The sequence below is a fragment of the Christiangramia fulva genome, assembly GCF_003024155.1.
Classification (GTDB): Bacteria; Bacteroidota; Bacteroidia; order Flavobacteriales; family Flavobacteriaceae; genus Christiangramia; species Christiangramia fulva.
Window position 1 is genome coordinate 2,449,754 of sequence record NZ_CP028136.1, and the last position, 17,283, is coordinate 2,467,036.

The 17,283-nt window shown below is 40.4% G+C and carries 19 protein-coding genes; 12 read left to right on the forward strand and 7 right to left on the reverse strand.

Annotation, left to right across the window (positions count from 1 at the left end; translation table 11 throughout):
* Positions 1-21 precede the first annotated feature (21 nt).
* The 5 genes from C7S20_RS10835 to C7S20_RS10855 all read left to right on the forward strand — a co-directional run bounded on the left by C7S20_RS10835 (position 22) and on the right by C7S20_RS10855 (position 4,630).
* On the forward strand, positions 22-900 hold the full coding sequence (locus C7S20_RS10835) for a PPK2 family polyphosphate kinase (RefSeq protein WP_107012484.1): 879 nt from the start codon (positions 22-24) through the stop codon (positions 898-900).
* Positions 901-965: 65 nt separating this feature from the next.
* Positions 966-2,387: a M20/M25/M40 family metallo-hydrolase gene (locus C7S20_RS10840; RefSeq protein WP_107012485.1), complete on the forward strand. Its 1,422-nt coding sequence runs from the start codon at positions 966-968 to the stop codon at positions 2,385-2,387.
* 65 nt (positions 2,388-2,452) lie between these two features.
* A complete protein-coding gene (locus C7S20_RS10845; RefSeq protein WP_107012486.1) occupies positions 2,453-3,826 on the forward strand; it encodes an MATE family efflux transporter in 1,374 nt (457 codons plus the stop codon).
* Positions 3,813-4,043, forward strand: a complete 231-nt coding sequence (locus tag C7S20_RS10850; protein ID WP_107012487.1) for a hypothetical protein — start codon at positions 3,813-3,815, stop codon at positions 4,041-4,043. The genes C7S20_RS10845 and C7S20_RS10850 overlap by 14 nt, the downstream gene beginning before the upstream one ends.
* Positions 4,043-4,630: a phosphatase PAP2 family protein gene (locus tag C7S20_RS10855; protein ID WP_193510766.1), complete on the forward strand. Its 588-nt coding sequence runs from the start codon at positions 4,043-4,045 to the stop codon at positions 4,628-4,630. The genes C7S20_RS10850 and C7S20_RS10855 overlap by 1 nt, the downstream gene beginning before the upstream one ends.
* Here the strand turns inward: C7S20_RS10855 and meaB are convergent.
* On the reverse strand, positions 4,616-5,692 hold the full coding sequence (gene meaB, locus C7S20_RS10860) for a methylmalonyl Co-A mutase-associated GTPase MeaB (protein ID WP_107012489.1): 1,077 nt from the start codon (positions 5,690-5,692) through the stop codon (positions 4,616-4,618). The two genes, C7S20_RS10855 and meaB, sit on opposite strands and share 15 nt — an antisense overlap.
* A gap of 101 nt (positions 5,693-5,793) precedes the next feature.
* Between meaB and C7S20_RS10865 the strand changes: the two genes are divergently transcribed.
* Positions 5,794-6,219, forward strand: coding sequence for an organic hydroperoxide resistance protein (locus C7S20_RS10865; protein WP_107014208.1), 426 nt, complete (start codon positions 5,794-5,796; stop codon positions 6,217-6,219).
* A 339-nt stretch (positions 6,220-6,558) separates the two neighbouring features.
* Here C7S20_RS10865 and C7S20_RS10870 read toward each other — a convergent pair whose 3' ends face one another.
* Positions 6,559-7,131, reverse strand: coding sequence for a DUF2911 domain-containing protein (locus C7S20_RS10870; RefSeq protein WP_107012490.1), 573 nt, complete (start codon positions 7,129-7,131; stop codon positions 6,559-6,561).
* Between the two features lie 159 nt (positions 7,132-7,290).
* Between C7S20_RS10870 and C7S20_RS10875 the strand changes: the two genes are divergently transcribed.
* Genes C7S20_RS10875 through C7S20_RS10890 form a run of 4 tightly spaced genes read left to right on the forward strand, consistent with a single transcriptional unit; the run spans position 7,291 to position 10,518 of the window.
* A complete protein-coding gene (locus C7S20_RS10875) occupies positions 7,291-7,836 on the forward strand; it encodes an RNA polymerase sigma factor (protein WP_107012491.1) in 546 nt (181 codons plus the stop codon).
* Positions 7,820-8,428: a hypothetical protein gene (locus C7S20_RS10880; RefSeq protein WP_107012492.1), complete on the forward strand. Its 609-nt coding sequence runs from the start codon at positions 7,820-7,822 to the stop codon at positions 8,426-8,428. The genes C7S20_RS10875 and C7S20_RS10880 overlap by 17 nt, the downstream gene beginning before the upstream one ends.
* Positions 8,409-9,806, forward strand: coding sequence for a DUF4097 family beta strand repeat-containing protein (locus C7S20_RS10885; RefSeq protein WP_107012493.1), 1,398 nt, complete (start codon positions 8,409-8,411; stop codon positions 9,804-9,806). Before C7S20_RS10880 ends, C7S20_RS10885 begins: the two co-directional genes overlap by 20 nt.
* Before the next feature lie 37 nt (positions 9,807-9,843).
* On the forward strand, positions 9,844-10,518 hold the full coding sequence (locus tag C7S20_RS10890; RefSeq protein ID WP_107012494.1) for a peptidoglycan DD-metalloendopeptidase family protein: 675 nt from the start codon (positions 9,844-9,846) through the stop codon (positions 10,516-10,518).
* 118 nt (positions 10,519-10,636) lie between these two features.
* Here the strand turns inward: C7S20_RS10890 and C7S20_RS10895 are convergent, their stop codons facing one another.
* The 4 genes from C7S20_RS10895 to C7S20_RS10910 form a co-directional block, all read right to left on the reverse strand.
* Positions 10,637-10,909, reverse strand: a complete 273-nt coding sequence (locus tag C7S20_RS10895) for a HepT-like ribonuclease domain-containing protein (RefSeq protein WP_107012495.1) — start codon at positions 10,907-10,909, stop codon at positions 10,637-10,639.
* The gene (locus tag C7S20_RS10900) at positions 10,878-11,213 is read right to left on the reverse strand and encodes a nucleotidyltransferase family protein (protein WP_107012496.1); all 336 of its coding nucleotides are present in this window, start codon (positions 11,211-11,213) and stop codon (positions 10,878-10,880) included. The genes C7S20_RS10895 and C7S20_RS10900 overlap by 32 nt, the downstream gene beginning before the upstream one ends.
* Positions 11,214-11,391: 178 nt before the next feature.
* A complete protein-coding gene (locus C7S20_RS10905; RefSeq protein WP_107012497.1) occupies positions 11,392-11,868 on the reverse strand; it encodes a DUF4199 domain-containing protein in 477 nt (158 codons plus the stop codon).
* A 113-nt stretch (positions 11,869-11,981) separates the two neighbouring features.
* A complete protein-coding gene (locus C7S20_RS10910) occupies positions 11,982-12,332 on the reverse strand; it encodes a DUF6249 domain-containing protein (RefSeq protein ID WP_107012498.1) in 351 nt (116 codons plus the stop codon).
* A gap of 139 nt (positions 12,333-12,471) precedes the next feature.
* Here C7S20_RS10910 and C7S20_RS10915 point away from each other — a divergent pair, with 139 nt between their 5' ends.
* Positions 12,472-13,059 carry an RNA polymerase sigma factor gene (locus tag C7S20_RS10915; protein ID WP_107012499.1) on the forward strand — a complete coding sequence of 196 codons (588 nt, stop codon included), beginning with the start codon at positions 12,472-12,474 and terminating at the stop codon, positions 13,057-13,059.
* Positions 13,043-13,438: a hypothetical protein gene (locus C7S20_RS10920; protein WP_107012500.1), complete on the forward strand. Its 396-nt coding sequence runs from the start codon at positions 13,043-13,045 to the stop codon at positions 13,436-13,438. Before C7S20_RS10915 ends, C7S20_RS10920 begins: the two co-directional genes overlap by 17 nt.
* A 305-nt stretch (positions 13,439-13,743) precedes the next feature.
* On the opposite strand, the gene secA is transcribed toward C7S20_RS10920, so the two are convergent.
* Positions 13,744-17,100, reverse strand: a complete 3,357-nt coding sequence (secA, locus tag C7S20_RS10925; protein WP_107012501.1) for a preprotein translocase subunit SecA — start codon at positions 17,098-17,100, stop codon at positions 13,744-13,746.
* Positions 17,101-17,283: the final 183 nt, after the last annotated feature.

Here is a 17,283-nt window from a genome sequence, read left to right on the forward strand (position 1 = left end):
TAATATCAAAAGAATAGCATCATGCGCAGTATAGACCATTCAAAATTTCGGGTTGTTGAGGATATCAGACTTTCAAAAACTGAAACCTATTTAGACCTGAATACTTCAGAAAAAAATATTATAAAAGAATTGGAGAAGATCAGGAAGGATCTTGGGGAATGGCAGGATAAGCTGTATGCCCACGGGAAATATTCAGTATTGATCTGTCTTCAGGGAATGGATACTTCCGGAAAAGACAGCCTTATTAGGGAAGTTTTCAAAGATTTCAACAGCCGGGGAGTGGTGGTGCATAGCTTTAAATCGCCTTCAACTAACGAGCTGCGCCATGATTATCTCTGGCGGCATTACGTCGCATTGCCGGAAAGGGGAAAATTCGGAGTTTTTAACAGAACCCATTACGAAAATGTTCTGGTCACAAGAGTTCATCCCGAATATATCTTGAATGAAAATCTTCCGCATGTGAATTCGATAAAAGATATAGATGAAAATTTCTGGCAGACCAGGTTCCGAGAAATCAGGGATTTTGAAAGGCATATTTCTGAAAATGGAACCATCATTTTCAAATTTTTTCTTCACCTTTCAAAAGAGGAACAAAAACACCGCCTGCTAAGAAGGCTGGATAAACCCAATAAAATCTGGAAATTTTCCCCCGGCGATCTTAAAGAACGAAAGATTTGGAGCCAATACCAGCTTTCTTACCAGGAAGCGATTAATAATACATCTACTGAAAAGGCTCCCTGGTACATAATTCCGGCCGATAGTAAACCTTCGGCAAGATACCTTGTTGCAAAGATTCTACTTGAAGAGTTAACAAACTATGAAGATGTGAAAGAACCGCCACCGTCTCCCGAAGTGAAAAAAAATATGGATGAATATCGTGAACAACTAAAAAAGGAATAGTTTTTGGCTGAATTCTATTAAAAATTATAAGTTTTAAAATTATTTTAGCGCCTCAAATTATATTTATGAAATCTTTTAAATCTCTTCTAATACTATTGTTTCTGAGTTTTTCTGTGGTTGCACAGGATCAAAGCGATAAAGATTCCCTTAATATTCGTAATTTTTATGATATGTCCCTGCTGCATGGCAAAAGCTATGATTGGCTGGATTATCTTTCCAATGAAATTGGCGGCAGGCTTTCAGGTTCTTACGAAGCCCAACAGGCAGTGGAATATACAAAAAGCGAGCTTGAAAAACTCGGTTTGGATAAAGTCTGGTTGCAACCGGTTATGGTACCAAAATGGGTGCGTGGGGAAAGGGAATTCGGTTATATTCAAACCGGGCCCGGTTCTACCAGAAATATTAATATCACAGCTCTTGGAGGATCAGTTGCGACCCCTCAGGGAGGTACCAGGGCTAAAGTTATTGAAGTACAGGGAATTGAAGACCTGGCTGAATATGGCCGTAAAAATATTGAAGGAAAGATCGTTTTTTTCAATCGTCCCATGCGTGCCGACCTGATCAATACCTTTGAAGCTTATGGCGGAGCGGTAGATCAGCGTCATGACGGAGCCAAAGAAGCAGCAAAATATGGAGCTGTGGGAGTGATCGTTCGTTCTATGAACCTTCGCCTTGATGATTATCCGCATGCCGGAAATATGAGTTATGGTGATCTTCCAAAAAGTGAAAGAATACCCGCTGCCGCGATCTCTACTAATGATGTTGAATATCTTAGCGGATTGTTGAAAATTCAGAAAGACCTGGAACTTTATTTTAAACTCAACTGCAAACAACTCGATGATGTTCAATCTTATAATGTGATCGGCGAAATTACCGGAAGCGAACATCCCGAAAAGATTATGGTCGTTGGCGGGCACCTGGATTCCTGGGATCTTGGCGACGGTTCGCATGATGACGGAGCCGGAGTAGTACAATCTATGGAAGTGTTGAGGTTGTTCAAAGAAACCGGGTATAAACCTAAAAATACCATTCGTGTTGTTCTTTTTATGAATGAAGAAAATGGTCTTCGCGGTGGAAAGAAATATGCCGAAGTCGCAAAAGAAAAAGGAGAAAATCATGTTTTTGCCCTGGAAAGTGACTCCGGCGGATTTACCCCAAGAGGATTCGGATTTGAGGCTAATGATGCTCAATTTGAAAAGATCCAATCCTGGAAACCACTTTTTGAACCTTACTTGATCCATTATTTTGAGAGAGGTGAATCGGGAGCCGATATTGGTCCTCTGAAAGGTGGCAATACAGTTCTTGCCGGTTTAAAACCAGATTCACAGCGTTATTTTGATTATCATCATACCGCTATAGATACTTTCGATAAGGTTAGCAAACGGGAATTGGAACTCGGTGCGGCTACGATGGCATCTTTAATGTACCTTGTAGATAAATACGGATTCGATAATAGTCACAAAGCAGACTCTGCTTCAAGTCAGTAACAGATCTTAATTTCTCTTTTTCGGGAAATATAAAAGGCCCTACCTTTGCGGATTAAATCCTTGTTTTGGAGTTAACATCCTATACCAAAGAATTCGGTAGAAATCTTCAAATCGCATACCCTGTCATGCTCGGGCAGCTGGGGCATGTCATGGTGGGTCTCGCCGATAATATTATGGTGGGACAGCTTGGGGCGGCACCGCTTGCCGCAGTTTCTTTGGGCAATGCGATGATTTTTATTGCCATGTCTTTGGGAATAGGTTTCTCTTTTGCCATTACTCCTTTAATTGCTGAAGCCGATGGTGCTGAGGACCTGTTAGGTGGCCGAAGTTATTTTCATCATGGTGTTATTCTGTCAACCATAAATGGAATTTTTCTGTTTATCCTGCTGCTTATCGCTAAACCTCTCCTTTATTATTTAGATCAACCACCCGAAGTGGTAACACTCGCTATTCCGTATTTGAATATAGTGGCTCTTTCCATGATCCCGTTGATGATGTTCCAGGCCTTCAAACAATTTGCCGACGGACTTTCACAAACGCGCTATGCCATGTATGCTACTCTTATAGCCAATGTGGTAAATATTCTGTTTAATTACTTGCTCATTTATGGGATATGGATATTTCCGAGGCTTGAGTTGGAGGGAGCGGCGATAGGAACTTTAATTTCAAGGTTCTTTATGCTCTGGTTTATTTGGGAAATCCTGAGAAGGAAAACAAAATTCTCAGAATATTTCAAGTGGTCAAAAAAGGAAATGATCAAACTTGACATTTTTAAAAGGATTTTATCTTTAGGATTGCCCACAGCTTTACAGATGCTTTTTGAAGTAGCAATATTCACGGCAACCATTTTCCTGGCCGGAAACCTTGGAACCAATCCGCAGGCAGCCAACCAAATCGCTCTCAATCTTGCTTCCATGACGTTTATGATAGCAGTGGGCCTTGGTGTTACAGCGACAATACGAGTGGGAAACCAGGTAGGACTTAAACGATACAGGGAGTTGCGGAGAATTGGATTTTCAATTTTCTTACTGGTTTTTCTTATTGAAGCTATCTTTGCTATTCTTTTTATTGTCCTAAAAGACCTTTTACCAACTTTTTATATAGATAATGCCGAGGTGATTATGCTCGCTGCACAATTACTGGTAATTGCCTCGCTTTTTCAATTAAGCGATGGAATGCAGGTGGTGATTTTAGGAGCTTTAAGAGGGCTTCAGGATGTGAAAATACCCACGGTGATCTGTTTTATCGCTTACTGGATCATAGGCTTTCCCGTGAGTTTTTATTTCGGGCAGGCTGAAAGGCTGGGAAGTATGGGTATCTGGCTGGGATTGCTGGCCGGACTCACTTCTTCCGCTTTATTGTTGTATTTTAGATTTAATTATCTGAGCAAAAAATTAATTCATTCAAAAGAAAGAACTGTAAAATATGGAGCTTCCTAAATTTATCCTGGGCGATAATACCGATTTTCCCAATTCCATTTTTGTAATTCATACCGAATTTCCCCGGTTTATTATCAACCTTGAGAATGATGAGGTGGAATGGCTGGAAGATTTTGACAAATCTGATGAGGATGAACTTTTCAGTGAAGCCGAAAATCTTATCACCCAGGCTAATGAATTCTACGACCGTGAGGTGAGCCGCTACGAAGAGGAATAATGGAAAAACTGGCTGCACTGGACAGGGAGTTGTTCCTGTATTTCAACAATCTTGGCTCAGAACGCTGGGACTGGTTGTGGGTCGCACTTAGCGATAAATGGATGGCGATCCCATTCTATGCGGTTTTGTTGTACCTTTTATTTAAAAAACTCGGTTGGAGATCTACTCTCATCACTATGCTGGTGGTCGCCTTACTTATTACAGCTACCGATCAACTTGCCAATTTTTTCAAACATACTTTTGAACGGCCGCGACCATGCCGGCAGGAAGGAGTGATGGAATTCGCAAGGTTCGTTGCCGAGCGCTGCGGTCGTTATGGGTTCTTTTCGGCACATTCGGCAAATTCGATGGGAGTAGCGGTATTTTTAAGTCTGATTTTCAAAAGCTTTTATAGGAACCTTTATCTAATCCTTATTTTTTGGGCAATACTGGTATCGTACAGCCGAATTTATCTCGGGGTGCATTATCCCGGCGACGTACTCACCGGATGGTTCTTCGGGGTAATTTTAGGATTCCTTTTCTATCAGCTCTGGCTGAAGATCTATGAGAAATTGAGAAAGGCAAAAGAGAATTCAGGTAAGGCTTAAAAGATATTTTGCTGCGGCGAAGGCTGTGGTTTTATTCTCTTCGATAAGTTTAAGCTGTTCTTTTAAGGCTTTTTTTACAGTTTCATTTTCATAAAACCGGTTTTTCAGGTAATCGTTGATGGTTTGATACATCCAGAATTTGTTCTGTTCCTGCCTGTTTTTGAAGAAAAATTTATTCTCTTCCACCTCTTTCCTAAAATCAGAAATCATTTTCCAGATATCTTCAATTCCTTCATTAAGAAGTGCGCTGCAGAGTTTCACTGAAGGTTTCCAGCCGCTTTCTTTGGCGGGATAAAGTTGAAGTGCCCGGCTGAATTCAAGTTTTGCGTCGCGTGCGGCCTTTAAATTTTCTCCATCGGCTTTGTTAATGACAATGGCATCTGCCATTTCAACAATTCCTCTTTTGATACCTTGAAGTTCATCGCCGGCACCGGAGAGTTTCAACAAAAGAAAAAAGTCGGTCATGCTGTGTACAGTGGTCTCGCTTTGTCCAACTCCTACGGTTTCAATTAGAATAACATCGAAACCTGCGGCCTCGCAGAGAACAATACTTTCACGGGTTTTTCTGGCCACACCTCCAAGGGAATCGCCACTGGGAGAAGGTCGAATAAAGGCATCTGGTTCCTTTACCAGGTTTTCCATCCGGGTTTTATCTCCTAAAATACTTCCGTGGGATACAGAACTACTGGGATCTACTGCCAGCACCGCCACTTTTTTGCCCTTTGAGATCAGAAAACTACCAAAGCTTTCAATAAAAGTACTTTTTCCTACCCCCGGTACACCTGTAATTCCTATTCTGATTGATTTTTGAGAAAAAGGCAAGGCTTTTTCAAGAATGATGTTTGCCTGTTGCTGATGTTTTTTTTGATTGCTTTCAATAAGGGTGATCGCTCGGCCTAACGCAGTTTTATTGCCCTGGAGCAATTGCTCTACCAGTTCGTCTGCGCTAAATTTTTTTTTTCGGAAACTCCTGATCCTTTGCGCCGATGCATTACTAATATTGCGGGCTTCAGGTTTGTTTTTCGATTCATTTAAGGCTGATTTTCCTTCCTTTTTGTTCAAGACAGTATGGTTTTAAGACAAATTTAAGAATTCCCGTTATGAAGCATCCTCTAATGCATGGTATATTGAGAAAACCTAAATTACTTAAATTAATTCAACAGATGAAAACATTATATAAAACGAAGGTGACCACCACCGGCGGAAGAAAAGGTAGGGTAAAAAGTGAAGACGGTGTCCTGAATCTATCTTTAAGCCTGCCGGAAGGACTTGGGGGAAAAGGCGGAAATAATACCAATGCCGAACAACTCTTCGGAGCCGCTTATTCGGCCTGTTTCGGAAGTGCACTTGAAGAAGTAGCCGACAAGCACGAAGTGAAATTAGGAGATTTCAGCGTCACTGCTACTGTTAAAATAGGCAAAACCGACAAAGGGAATTTGCAGCTGGCCGTGATCCTGGATTCTTTTTTGCCCGGAGTTGAGGTGAAAATGGGAGAACAATTGGTAAATGAAGCTCATGAAATTTGTCCTTATTCCAGAGCCACACGTGATAATATTGATGTTACTCTTAATTTGCTGATTGAGGAATAATTTCTTTTATAGAAGAAAAAAATAGAATTGTAGATGCGTCACCCTGAACTTGATTCAGGGTCTTCTCCTGAAACAAATTAATAGGAATTTCATTTTCTTTTTATCTCCAATGCTCAATTTTATTTTTGATCGTTCATTTTTTGCTTGTCCAAAAAATGAACCAAACCTGCTTGCCGGTAGCCAGGAAAAGGACTCTTTTTTGACAGGTGTATCTAATTTTGTAAAGCAAAATTAGAATCGTACCACTCCCAGCTAAATTTTCTCCAAGGCTTCAAAAATTTTTAACGCTGGTGCAGTACTACACTTACAAAAAAGTTTTTTTTCAGGAGTTAATAGCGATCAATAAGATGGTTCGCTAACGGGTTTTATGGGAACCGAGACTTTGGTGTCATCCCATTCCAGATTCAGATATACAAATTCTCCCGCTTCTTCAAAGGTGATGGTGAATTGTTCCAGAGGTTTCTCCAGCTTTTCTACAGGTTTTTCCAAAACCAAAGCATCGTATTTTGCATTTCGGAAAGCTTTCCGGTTAAAATTGGTTCCCCAGGGATACATTTTCGAATTAAAGATCACCTTCCAGCTTTCTTCGCCGGGAATGGTCCATAAGGTATATTTTCCGGCTTCCAGTAAAGTGCCATCTATCAGAATATCTTTATTCGTTTTAAAAGTCGTGGCTTCATTGGCACCGGTGCGCCAAACTTCTCCGTATGGAACAAGATTGCCAAATATTTCCCGGCCTTTTTTATAGGGGCGATTATAGAACACTTTCAGCTTTAAATCGCCACTTTCATAGGTAGAAATTTCTTCCGGGCTATGCAATTTCGTACTGTAGCGCAAAATGAAGATGGCAATAAGGGCAAAGACAACTGCCGCAAGAAGTATTTTCAGTATTCGCCATATTGTTTTACCCATTTTCAGTAAAATTTAGGAATCAGATCTTTTCAAAAGGTATTATAATTCTGTCTTTTTGAAAAATATACGAAGAATCTTAAAAAAAATTGGGAAATTTTGCAACGCGGGATTTTTTAGCTCGTCTTTAAAGTGAACTAACCCATCAAAAGTTAAATAAAGTTGATACAGCATAAGCTAATAGAAGCTTGTAGGGAAAACGACCGGCGGGCACAGTTGAAGCTCTACAATAAGTATTGCGAAGGCATGTATTATGTGGCGCTGCGATTTATGAACGATACGATGGAAGCCGAAGATGCCATGCAGGAAGCCTTTATAAAAGCTTTTCAGAAGCTGCATCAGTTTAACGGAGAAGTTAGCTTCGGGGCATGGCTGAAACGGATTGTGATCAATAAATGCCGGGATAAGCTGAAAGCAAAGAAACTGGAACTGATTTCGATCAATGAACAGGTTCTGGGAACGGTAGACGAACAGGAAGACTGGCAGGTAGATGAAGGAATTGGAGTTGATGAGGTGAAATGCAAGATCGAGAATTTGCCCGAAAAATATAAATATCCGCTGATGCTTTATTTAATCGAAGGTTATGATCATGAAGAAATTGGAGAAATACTGAATATCACCCAGGTGGCCTCGCGCACCCTGGTACACAGAGGAAAAAAGAAATTGCAAGACGAACTAAAAACTTTAAGAAATGGGACAGGATATTAGAGAAATGTTCCGTAACCAGGAACTCAGAGACGGTGAGAAGCTTAATAAAGGCCATCAAAAAAGATTTGAGGCCCGGCTGGATGAGGCTTTTCCACAGCAGAAAAAGAAAGCCTCTTATTATCAGTTCCTGAAGATCGCTGCCGTGCTGGTTGTGGCCCTGGGAGTTGGATTTTATTTTCTGAATAATAATCCGCAACCGACACAACCCGGGAATCAAATCGCTGATACGCCTGTAAAAAAGGAAGCTGAAAAAGCTGCTCCAGACAAACAATATAAACTGAGTGATGATTCACCACAGTTTAAAAAAATAGAAGATTATTATATGGCGAGTGTAAACATTCAGCTGGCCAAACTGGATGTGACTCCCGAGAATAAAGAACTTATAGATGCATTTATGAACAAACTGGAAACGCTGGATGAAGAGTATAAAAAACTCAATAATGAAATTCAGCAATCCGGTATCAACGAGGAGACGGTCGAGGCGATGATCTCAAACCTTCAGTTAAGACTGGATCTTTTAAAGAAACTGAAGAGTAAATTAAATGAATTAAAACAATCAAAAAACGAGAAATATGAAAATTATCAAGCTTAATCTGGCGCTGGTTTTCCTGCTGTTCATCACTGCGGGAGGCTATGCCCAGACCAAAAAACTAAGTAAGACGTATAATACCAGTCCCGATGTTAGCGTCAGTATTGATTCCCGGCATACCAATGTGATCATTGAAAACTGGGATAAGAGCCAGGTTCAAATCGAAGCCACACTCGAAGGAAAGAACGCTTCTAAAGAAGAGATCCAAAAGATGCTGGATGCCTGGGAACTGAAAACTTCAGGCTCAGATTCAAGTGTAAAAATAGAATCTGGCGGAGGTTTATACGGGAGCATGAATATGCCGCTCCCCGATATGGATATGAGCGGTTTAAAGGAACCCTTATCACAACTTCCCGGGATTTTGGAGCCTCTTATGAATAATCTTGGTCCGCTATTGGCCAATATTTCGGAGAACCCATTGCCACCTGAATTCGCCGAAAAAATGAAGGATATGAAGTTCGATTATGAAGCCTATAAAAAAGACGGCGATAAATACCTTGAAAAATGGGAAGCTAATTTTGAAAAGAAATTCGGTAAGGATTTCGAGAAGAAAATGGAGAAATGGGCCGAGAAAATGGAGAAGGATTCTGAAAAATTTGATAAGGAATATGAGAAAAAAATGGAAGCCTGGGGTGAAAAGTTTGGTAAAGATATGGAAGCCTGGGGTGAAGAATTCGGAAAACAAATGGAATCCTGGGGTGAGGAATTTGGCAGGCAGATGGAAGCTCAATACGGCAATTCTGAAAGCAATGTGATCATCATCAACGGTGATGAGGTGAAATCAAAACGCACGATTAGAATTAAAGTTCCTAAAGATGCCAAATTAGACCTGAACGTTCGCCATGGTGAACTAAAACTCAGCAGCAATGTAAAAAATCTGAAAGCCGACATTTCCCACAGTCGGCTTTCAGCCAATCGGATCTCGGGGAAAAACACCAATATAAAAGTAGCGTATTCCCCGGTGAAGATCGGCGTATGGGAATACGGCGTTCTTTCCACCCAATTTGTGAAGAACTGTAGTATAGATAAGGTGGTAAGTATAAAACTCGACTCGAATTCCAGCGATATTTTGATCAATGAACTTCAGAAAACCGGCGTGCTTTCGGGTTCTTTCGGTAAACTGGATATCAATAACCTCGGGGCGGGATTTGAAACCCTGAACATCAGCCTGGAAAACAGCGATCTTGAACTATCGGTACCCGATACGGCTTTCAGCTTTAGCTATAACGGAACGCAAAGCTCTATAAAATATCCAAAAAGCATGGAGCTTAAATCCAAAAAATCTTATGACAATGAGATGCTGAACGGATTTAATAAATCTCGTGACGGGAATGCCAATATCACTATAAAGGCAAATTTTAGCGATGTATTGCTAAATTAAAGCCTGCGAATTACATTTGCCACCAAAAGCCAGATGTATGTCTAATTTTTCAGAATTTTTGAGCAGCCTTACAACGGAATTTACACCGGTGATTGGAGGATATGAAAAGGAAGATTTCGCCGCGATAGATCTTTCTGAAGAAAATCCGGAACTGCTTAAACTTGAGGTTGCTTCTTCGGAAGCTTTTTCTGTTTTTATAAATGAATATCTGAAGAACCATCAGGCCCGGGCTGCTTACGGAGGTTATGATGAAGTGCGAAATTTGTATAAAAGAAGCGGACTTTTCAATAATCCTGAACAAAACAGGAATATTCACATAGGCCTTGATATCTGGGTTCCGCCAGGAACTGCAATTATAAGTCCGCTGCGCGCCGAAGTGCATAGCTTCAGGGATAACGATAATTTTGGAGATTACGGCCCAACGATCATTTTGAAGCATACTTTTGGCGACCGCGATTTCTTCACCTTATACGGACACCTTTCCAGAAAATCCCTTGAGAATTTAGAAGTCGGAAAAAAAGTGAAAGCCGGTGAAAAAATTGCCGAATTAGGAGATTTTGATGAAAATGGTGATTATGCGCCTCATTTACATTTTCAGATAATGGAAGATCTAAAGGGAAATAAAGGAGATTTTCCCGGCGTGGTGAAAAGGGAAGATCGCGAACTGTATCTCGAAAACTGTCCCGATCCTAACCTCCTGTTGAAGATTTAAAATCATTAGTTTAGTTTTTCTTTTTCCCATCGTCAACCGACCTAATTAGCCGGTTTGGTTATCCTACTAAATTTTGAATTTCTCTTTTTAATTTTAGCAAATGTCTTTTTACAATTACTCATACAATCGAATCGTCAATGCTGTCATATGCATGAACTAATCGATTTCTAAATCCTATGATTTTCTGATCATGTTGAATAGAAAGATCTGATTCAACCTGTTTTATTTTGTTTAATGCTGCTCCAATTATTGCTAATTGTCTTTCTATTGCACTTTGTGTTTTTAAATCTTCTTGATAGGAATTAAAATCTGGAGTATCAGCTATAAAGTTTTCAATTAGATCAATTGCCATTAGTATGTCAGAGAGATACTTCTTGCCTTTTTCCGTCATATATTAAAACTTTTGTAGCATCAATATTTTTCTTCAAAATTGGATTTTTTAGTGAAGATTGAGTTAATAAATCCACTTTACTTTGAAAGAATTCTTCTAATTTATCCCAGATAGCCAAAAGTTGTTCTCCTCTTTCTAATGGATCATTTTCTTCAAGTTCAATCAATAAATCAATATCGCTTGAATTTTCATCAAAATCGTCCGTGGTAGCAGAACCAAAGGCATATAGATTTTTCACGTTGTATAGTTTACACAATGAAATAAAATCAACCAATCTTGCCTGTATACTATCTTTAATTTTCATAAAGACTAATATAATCAATTTATAATTTGAAGTAAATTGTTCTTGGACCGTTCGATTATGTTCGCCTCGTTTCCAATGCTGAAAAAGAAACAAACCTGCCTGACGGATTATATTTTATTCAAATTCAAAAGCTTAGGGCTTAAAGCTGAAAACTTATAGCTTCATTGGCAATGGTAAATTATTTTCTTCTTATAATTAGCGCGACAATAGCTGAAGTTACCGTACCCACTGCCATGGCAAAGAAAAAAGACTGAATCATATATGATTTCAGATTAAAATAGCCTTCAGCTACTTCTTGTGTCATTCTACCCGTTTCCACGGTATAGGAAATCATATGCGCAAAAAAATCGGGGCTGATTAATTCCATAGAAATATATTGTGTGATGGGGGAAAGAATAGCCACCACCACGCTGAGAATAACACCGGAAATGAAGCCCTTCGTCCAGGTCATTTTTCCCTGGAAAAAATTCTTGCGTTTATCTAAAAGAGCTAAAACATAAATAATAATGGCCACGATCGCGAAAAGGTTGGTGTAAATAGCCTGTTTCTCGATGAGTTCATCATGCCAGCCCAGTGCTTTTTCCATATAGACCCAGAGAAGGGAAACGATGCTGAAGATGATTCCCCATTTTATTTCGATCGCGAACTTTTTCATTGAAGTTAGTTTGGTTTTACGGAGTTAAAATTAGTAAAAATCCGCTACCGGGGAGGCTTAAAATAAAAATCCCGGGACAAAGCCCGGGAGACAAACAGTAAAAGCTTAAAGATTTAAGCGTCGCTATTTAATTTTTTGGTGACGAAAAATCCAACCAGTAAACCAATTCCAGCCATTAGGAAAATGGTGCCGGGATAAGCCACATCTTCGTCCATTCCGAAACTGTGGGCGAAAAGATTTGCCAAAAAGATTCCAATTCCAATACCAATAAGGAGCATTCCCAGGTTTACCACGATCACTTTCCATACCGGAGTGACGCTTTTCCTGGCGCTGTAAAAAATACTGGCATCGCCGCCTTTTTCAATAAGCGCAAGGCGTTCGCGATTTCTTGCGGTGATATATAAGTAAAACATCCCAAAAATAACACCGAAAAAGATTGGTGTGATAATGACTTCAGATCCCATAATTTTGATTTTTAAAAGTGAAAATAAATGTTCGTTTTCTATTAGGACGCCACGATTTCAAAACCGGTTACAAAAAAGTGTAAATTTATTTTGAAAATCTTTTGTAACCGTTTTTAGATTATCGTCGTCTTATGATAAAATGATCAAGAACACTGACCAATATTTGATTGAACGTACTCTGGCAGGAGAAACTTCTGCATTTGGTGAGCTGGTTGATCGTTATCAGAATTTTGTATTTACCATTGCTGTACGAATTGTAAAACACAGGGAAGAAGCAGAGGAGGTGGCACAGGATAGTTTTATAAAGGCATTCGATTCTTTATCGGGTTTTCGGGGCGAGTCGAAATTCTCGTCCTGGTTATACCGGATCGTTTATCATAAAAGTCTGGACAGGATCAAGAAGAATAAACGGCAGCAAAGTTTCCAGCTTGTTGAAGAGATCACCTCGGACGATCTGGACGGAATTGAAAACGGAATGGATTTAATGCTTGAGGAAGAAAGAAAGGAGATGATCAAAAAATGCATCAGAGAACTGCCGGGACAGGATGCCGCAGTGATCGAACTCTATTATTTTGAGGAATTACCGGTTAAAGAGATAGCCGAAATTACCGGTTTAACCGAAGACAATATTAAGATAAAATTATACCGAAGCAGGAGGAAGTTATTTAACTTGCTTCAGTCTTATATCAACCCGCAAATTGAAAATAAGAATGGAAAAGCAATTTAACAGGGAAGAAGAACTCATCAAAAAATTGTTGAATGAGGCAGGCACCGAAAAACCTTCGGCCGCTTTCAAGTCTAATATCATGATGAATATTGAGGCTCGAAAAGCTTCAGTAAAGGAATATAAACCTTTAATTCCGGCGGTGGTTTGGTATGTGGTGGTCATAGCCATTTTGCTTTCTGTGGGAGCGCTTTATTTCCAGTTCTCAGAATTGAATATCGATCTTTCCGGCAATTTTAACCTGCCGAAATTTGAAATTCCCAGTATGAAACTTCCTGACATTGAGTTTTCCAGAACTATGCAGTATGGGATTGCCTTTGTGGCACTGTTCTTTTTGCAGATTCCTTTTCTTAAGAGGTTTATTGATAACCAGAGAATGTGAGAGATCAGTTTGGAGTTCGGAGTTCCGGGTTTGGAAAGTTCAAGAAATATAGAATAAATTCTGGAAACCTCCTGAAATGAAATGCTTCGGGAGGTTTTATTTTTACACTCTTATCCTATCGAATGATAATTTTTAACGTCACTGCGAGGAAGTTTAGCGACCGAATCAGACTCCAAATGCTCTGAACTTACTTAATGCGTATAGCATAGAACCACAATATGAGATTGCTTCATCGCCTGCGGCGAATCGCAAGGACGTACATTCCCCAATAATCTAATCACCAATCCCAAATATCTTCAAAAAATCTACTCATCCACCAGTACCCAGTCTCCTTTATCAAGTAGTGGGATCGCCTGTTTATATTTCATGGTTTTATTTTCACCGCTCATAACATTTTTGATAGTAACCTTGTCATTACGGCCTATTTTGGGTTTGTCGCGAACAATGGTCTCGGTGGTTTCAGGCTGCCGCTGATTTTGTCCTGCGGCACGGCTTTGCGCCGCTCTCTCGTCCATATTTGGGATCTCTTCCTTTGTGGTTTCGAGATTCTCTTTTCTTCTTATCTGCCGCGCCTCATGGATTCTCGGTGCCTCCTGCTGAGGTATCTCTCCCTTGAAAAGGAATGAGATAACATCCCTGTTAACATCATCGATCATCGCTTTGAAGAGTTCAAAAGCCTCGAATTTATAGATCAATAACGGATCTTTTTGTTCGTGTACCGCCAGCTGAACGCTTTGTTTCAATTCATCCATTTTTCGAAGATGGGTTTTCCACGCGTCATCGATAATGGCAAGGGTAATGTTCTTTTCGAAATCCTTGATAAGTTGTTTACCTTCACTTTCGTAGGCCTTTTTCAAATTGGTGACCACCTGAAGGGTTTTATTTCCGTCGGAAAACGGTACAGAGATCCTTTCAAAATTATTTCGCTCGTCTTCAAATACCTGTTTGATCACCGGGAAAGCTCTTTCAGCATTTACCTTCATCTTTTCGTCGTAATGTTTATACGCCGATTTGTAAACGATGGCGGTTAGCTTCTGAGTATCGATCTTCTTGAATTCATCCTCTTCAACAGGAGAGCTCATGGAAAAGTTCCTGATAAGCTCAAATTCAAAGTTCTTAAAGTCTTCCGCAGCTTTATTGGTTTCAGTAATGATTTCCGAAATATCGAATATCATATTGGCCAGATCCACACGAAGTCTTTCACCAAACAAGGCGTGATAACGTCGTTTATAGATCACTTCACGCTGGGCATTCATCACGTCGTCATATTCCAACAGCCTTTTACGAACGCCAAAGTTATTTTCTTCGACCTTTTTCTGAGCCCGTTCAATAGATTTTGAGATCATGGAATGCTGGATTACCTCACCTTCTTCAAGACCCATACGGTCCATAAGTTTGGCAATTCTTTCTGAGCCGAATAAACGCATCAGGTTGTCTTCTAGAGACACATAGAACTGAGAGCTACCCGGATCACCCTGACGCCCGGCACGACCTCTAAGCTGCCTGTCAACACGCCTTGAATCGTGGCGCTCGGTACCCACAATAGCCAGACCGCCGGCTTCTTTTACTTCCGGGGATAATTTAATGTCGGTACCACGACCCGCCATGTTGGTGGCGATGGTAACAACACCTGAGTTACCTGCTTCGGCAACAATATCGGCTTCTTTCTTATGCAATTTCGCATTCAGTACGTTATGCTGTACATTTCGAAGTTTCAGCATTCGGCTGAGCAATTCTGAAATTTCTACGGAAGTGGTACCAATAAGTACCGGCCTTCCGGCATTTGAAAGTTCGGTGACATGATCAATCACCGCGTTATATTTTTCCCTTTTGGTCTTATAAACAAGATCTTCTTTGTCATCACGGGCGATAGGACGGTTTGTAGGTATTTCCACCACATCCAGTTCATAAATTTCCCAGAATTCACCGGCTTCGGTGACCGCGGTACCCGTCATACCAGATAACTTGCGATACATTCTGAAGTAGTTCTGAAGGGTAATGGTCGCGAAGGTCTGGGTAGCATCTTCGATCTTTACATTTTCTTTGGCTTCGATCGCCTGGTGCAATCCGTCACTGTAACGACGGCCTTCCATGATACGTCCGGTTTGTTCATCAACGATCTTCACTTTATTATCGATCACCACATATTCGGTGTCTTTTTCAAATAAAGTATAAGCTTTTAAAAGCTGGCGAAGGGTGTGAATACGCTCGCTCTTCACGCTATAATCGCGGTATAGCTCTTCTTTCTTTTCGGTTTCTTCTTCTTTGGAAAGGCCCTCGTTCTCGATCTTAGCCAGTTCCATTCCTATTTCAGGCATGACGAAGAAATCAGGATCTTCTTTTCCGGAAAGAAACTCGATACCCTTATCGGTAAGATCTATCTGGTTGTTCTTTTCTTCAATTACAAAATACAGTTCAGCGTCAACCTTCGGCATTTCACGGTTGTTGTCCTGCATGTAATGGTTTTCTGTTTTCTGAAGAATCTGTTTTACACCTTCTTCACTAAGGAATTTGATAAGTGCTTTGTTCTTTGGCAAACCACGATACACACGCAGAAGCTGGAAACCACCTTCCTTGGTATCTCCTTCTTTAATAAGCTTTTTCGCATCAGCGAGAACTTTGGTAAGATATTTACGCTGAACTTCCACAATATTGGCAATTGCAGGCTTCAGTTCCATAAATTCATGAGTATCGCCTTTAGGAACGGGTCCGGAGATGATCAATGGCGTACGGGCATCATCGATAAGCACCGAGTCGACCTCATCGACGATGGCATAATTATGAGGGCGCTGCACCAGATCATCGGGTGCATGCGACATATTATCCCTTAGATAATCAAAACCAAATTCGTTATTGGTTCCGTAGGTGATATCGGCATTGTAAGCCTTTCTACGTGCCGCAGAGTTAGGTTTATGATAATCGATACAATCAACGCTAAGACCATGGAATTCAAAAATAGGTCCCATCCAGGCGCTGTCACGTTTGGCAAGATAATCGTTCACGGTTACAAGGTGAACTCCTTTCCCGGTAAGGGCGTTGAGATACATCGGTAAGGTTGCCACAAGCGTCTTACCTTCACCGGTTTGCATCTCGGCGATCTTCCCCTGGTGCATAGCCACACCACCAATAAGCTGTACATCGTAATGCACCATATCCCAGGTAACCGGTTTACCAGCTGCATCCCAGGAATTGTTCCAGATTGCATAATCACCATCCAGGGTAACGTAATCTTTTTCAGCAGAGATTTCTCTGTCGAATGCCGACGCCTTTACTTTCAGTTCGGTATTTTTCACAAATCTTTTCGCTGTTTCTTTCACAACCGCGAAAGCTTCAGGAAGGATTTCATTCAGAACAGCTTCGGCAAGGTCGTATTCCTGATCTTTTAGGGAATCGATTTCAGCATAGATATCTTCCTTGCGGGTAATATCGTCAATCTCATCAGCTTCCTTGTCCAGCTTTTCAATCTGCTCTTTTACATTTTTGGTTGCATCGGCTATTTTAGCCTTAAACTGTGTGGTTTTCTCGCGAAGTTCATCAAGGCTTAACTTTTCCATTTCGGGTTCGATCGCCTTGATTTTATCTATAATGGGTTGTATTTCTTTTACGTCTTTTTTCGACTTATCGCCTACAAAAACTTTTAATACAGAATCTAAAAAACTCATTTTGGTTTTTTTGTTTTTGGATCATACTTTTTTAAACAGAAAAATGGGTAGTTATAATTGCCTTGCAAGGAGTTAAAAATATCTCGATTTCCCTTCGACAAGCTCAGGGCAGGTTCCTCGATGTGACAGTTTACAGTCCCACTAGTAATTAAGTATAGATCATTTTTATTAAGGGGTTCAAAT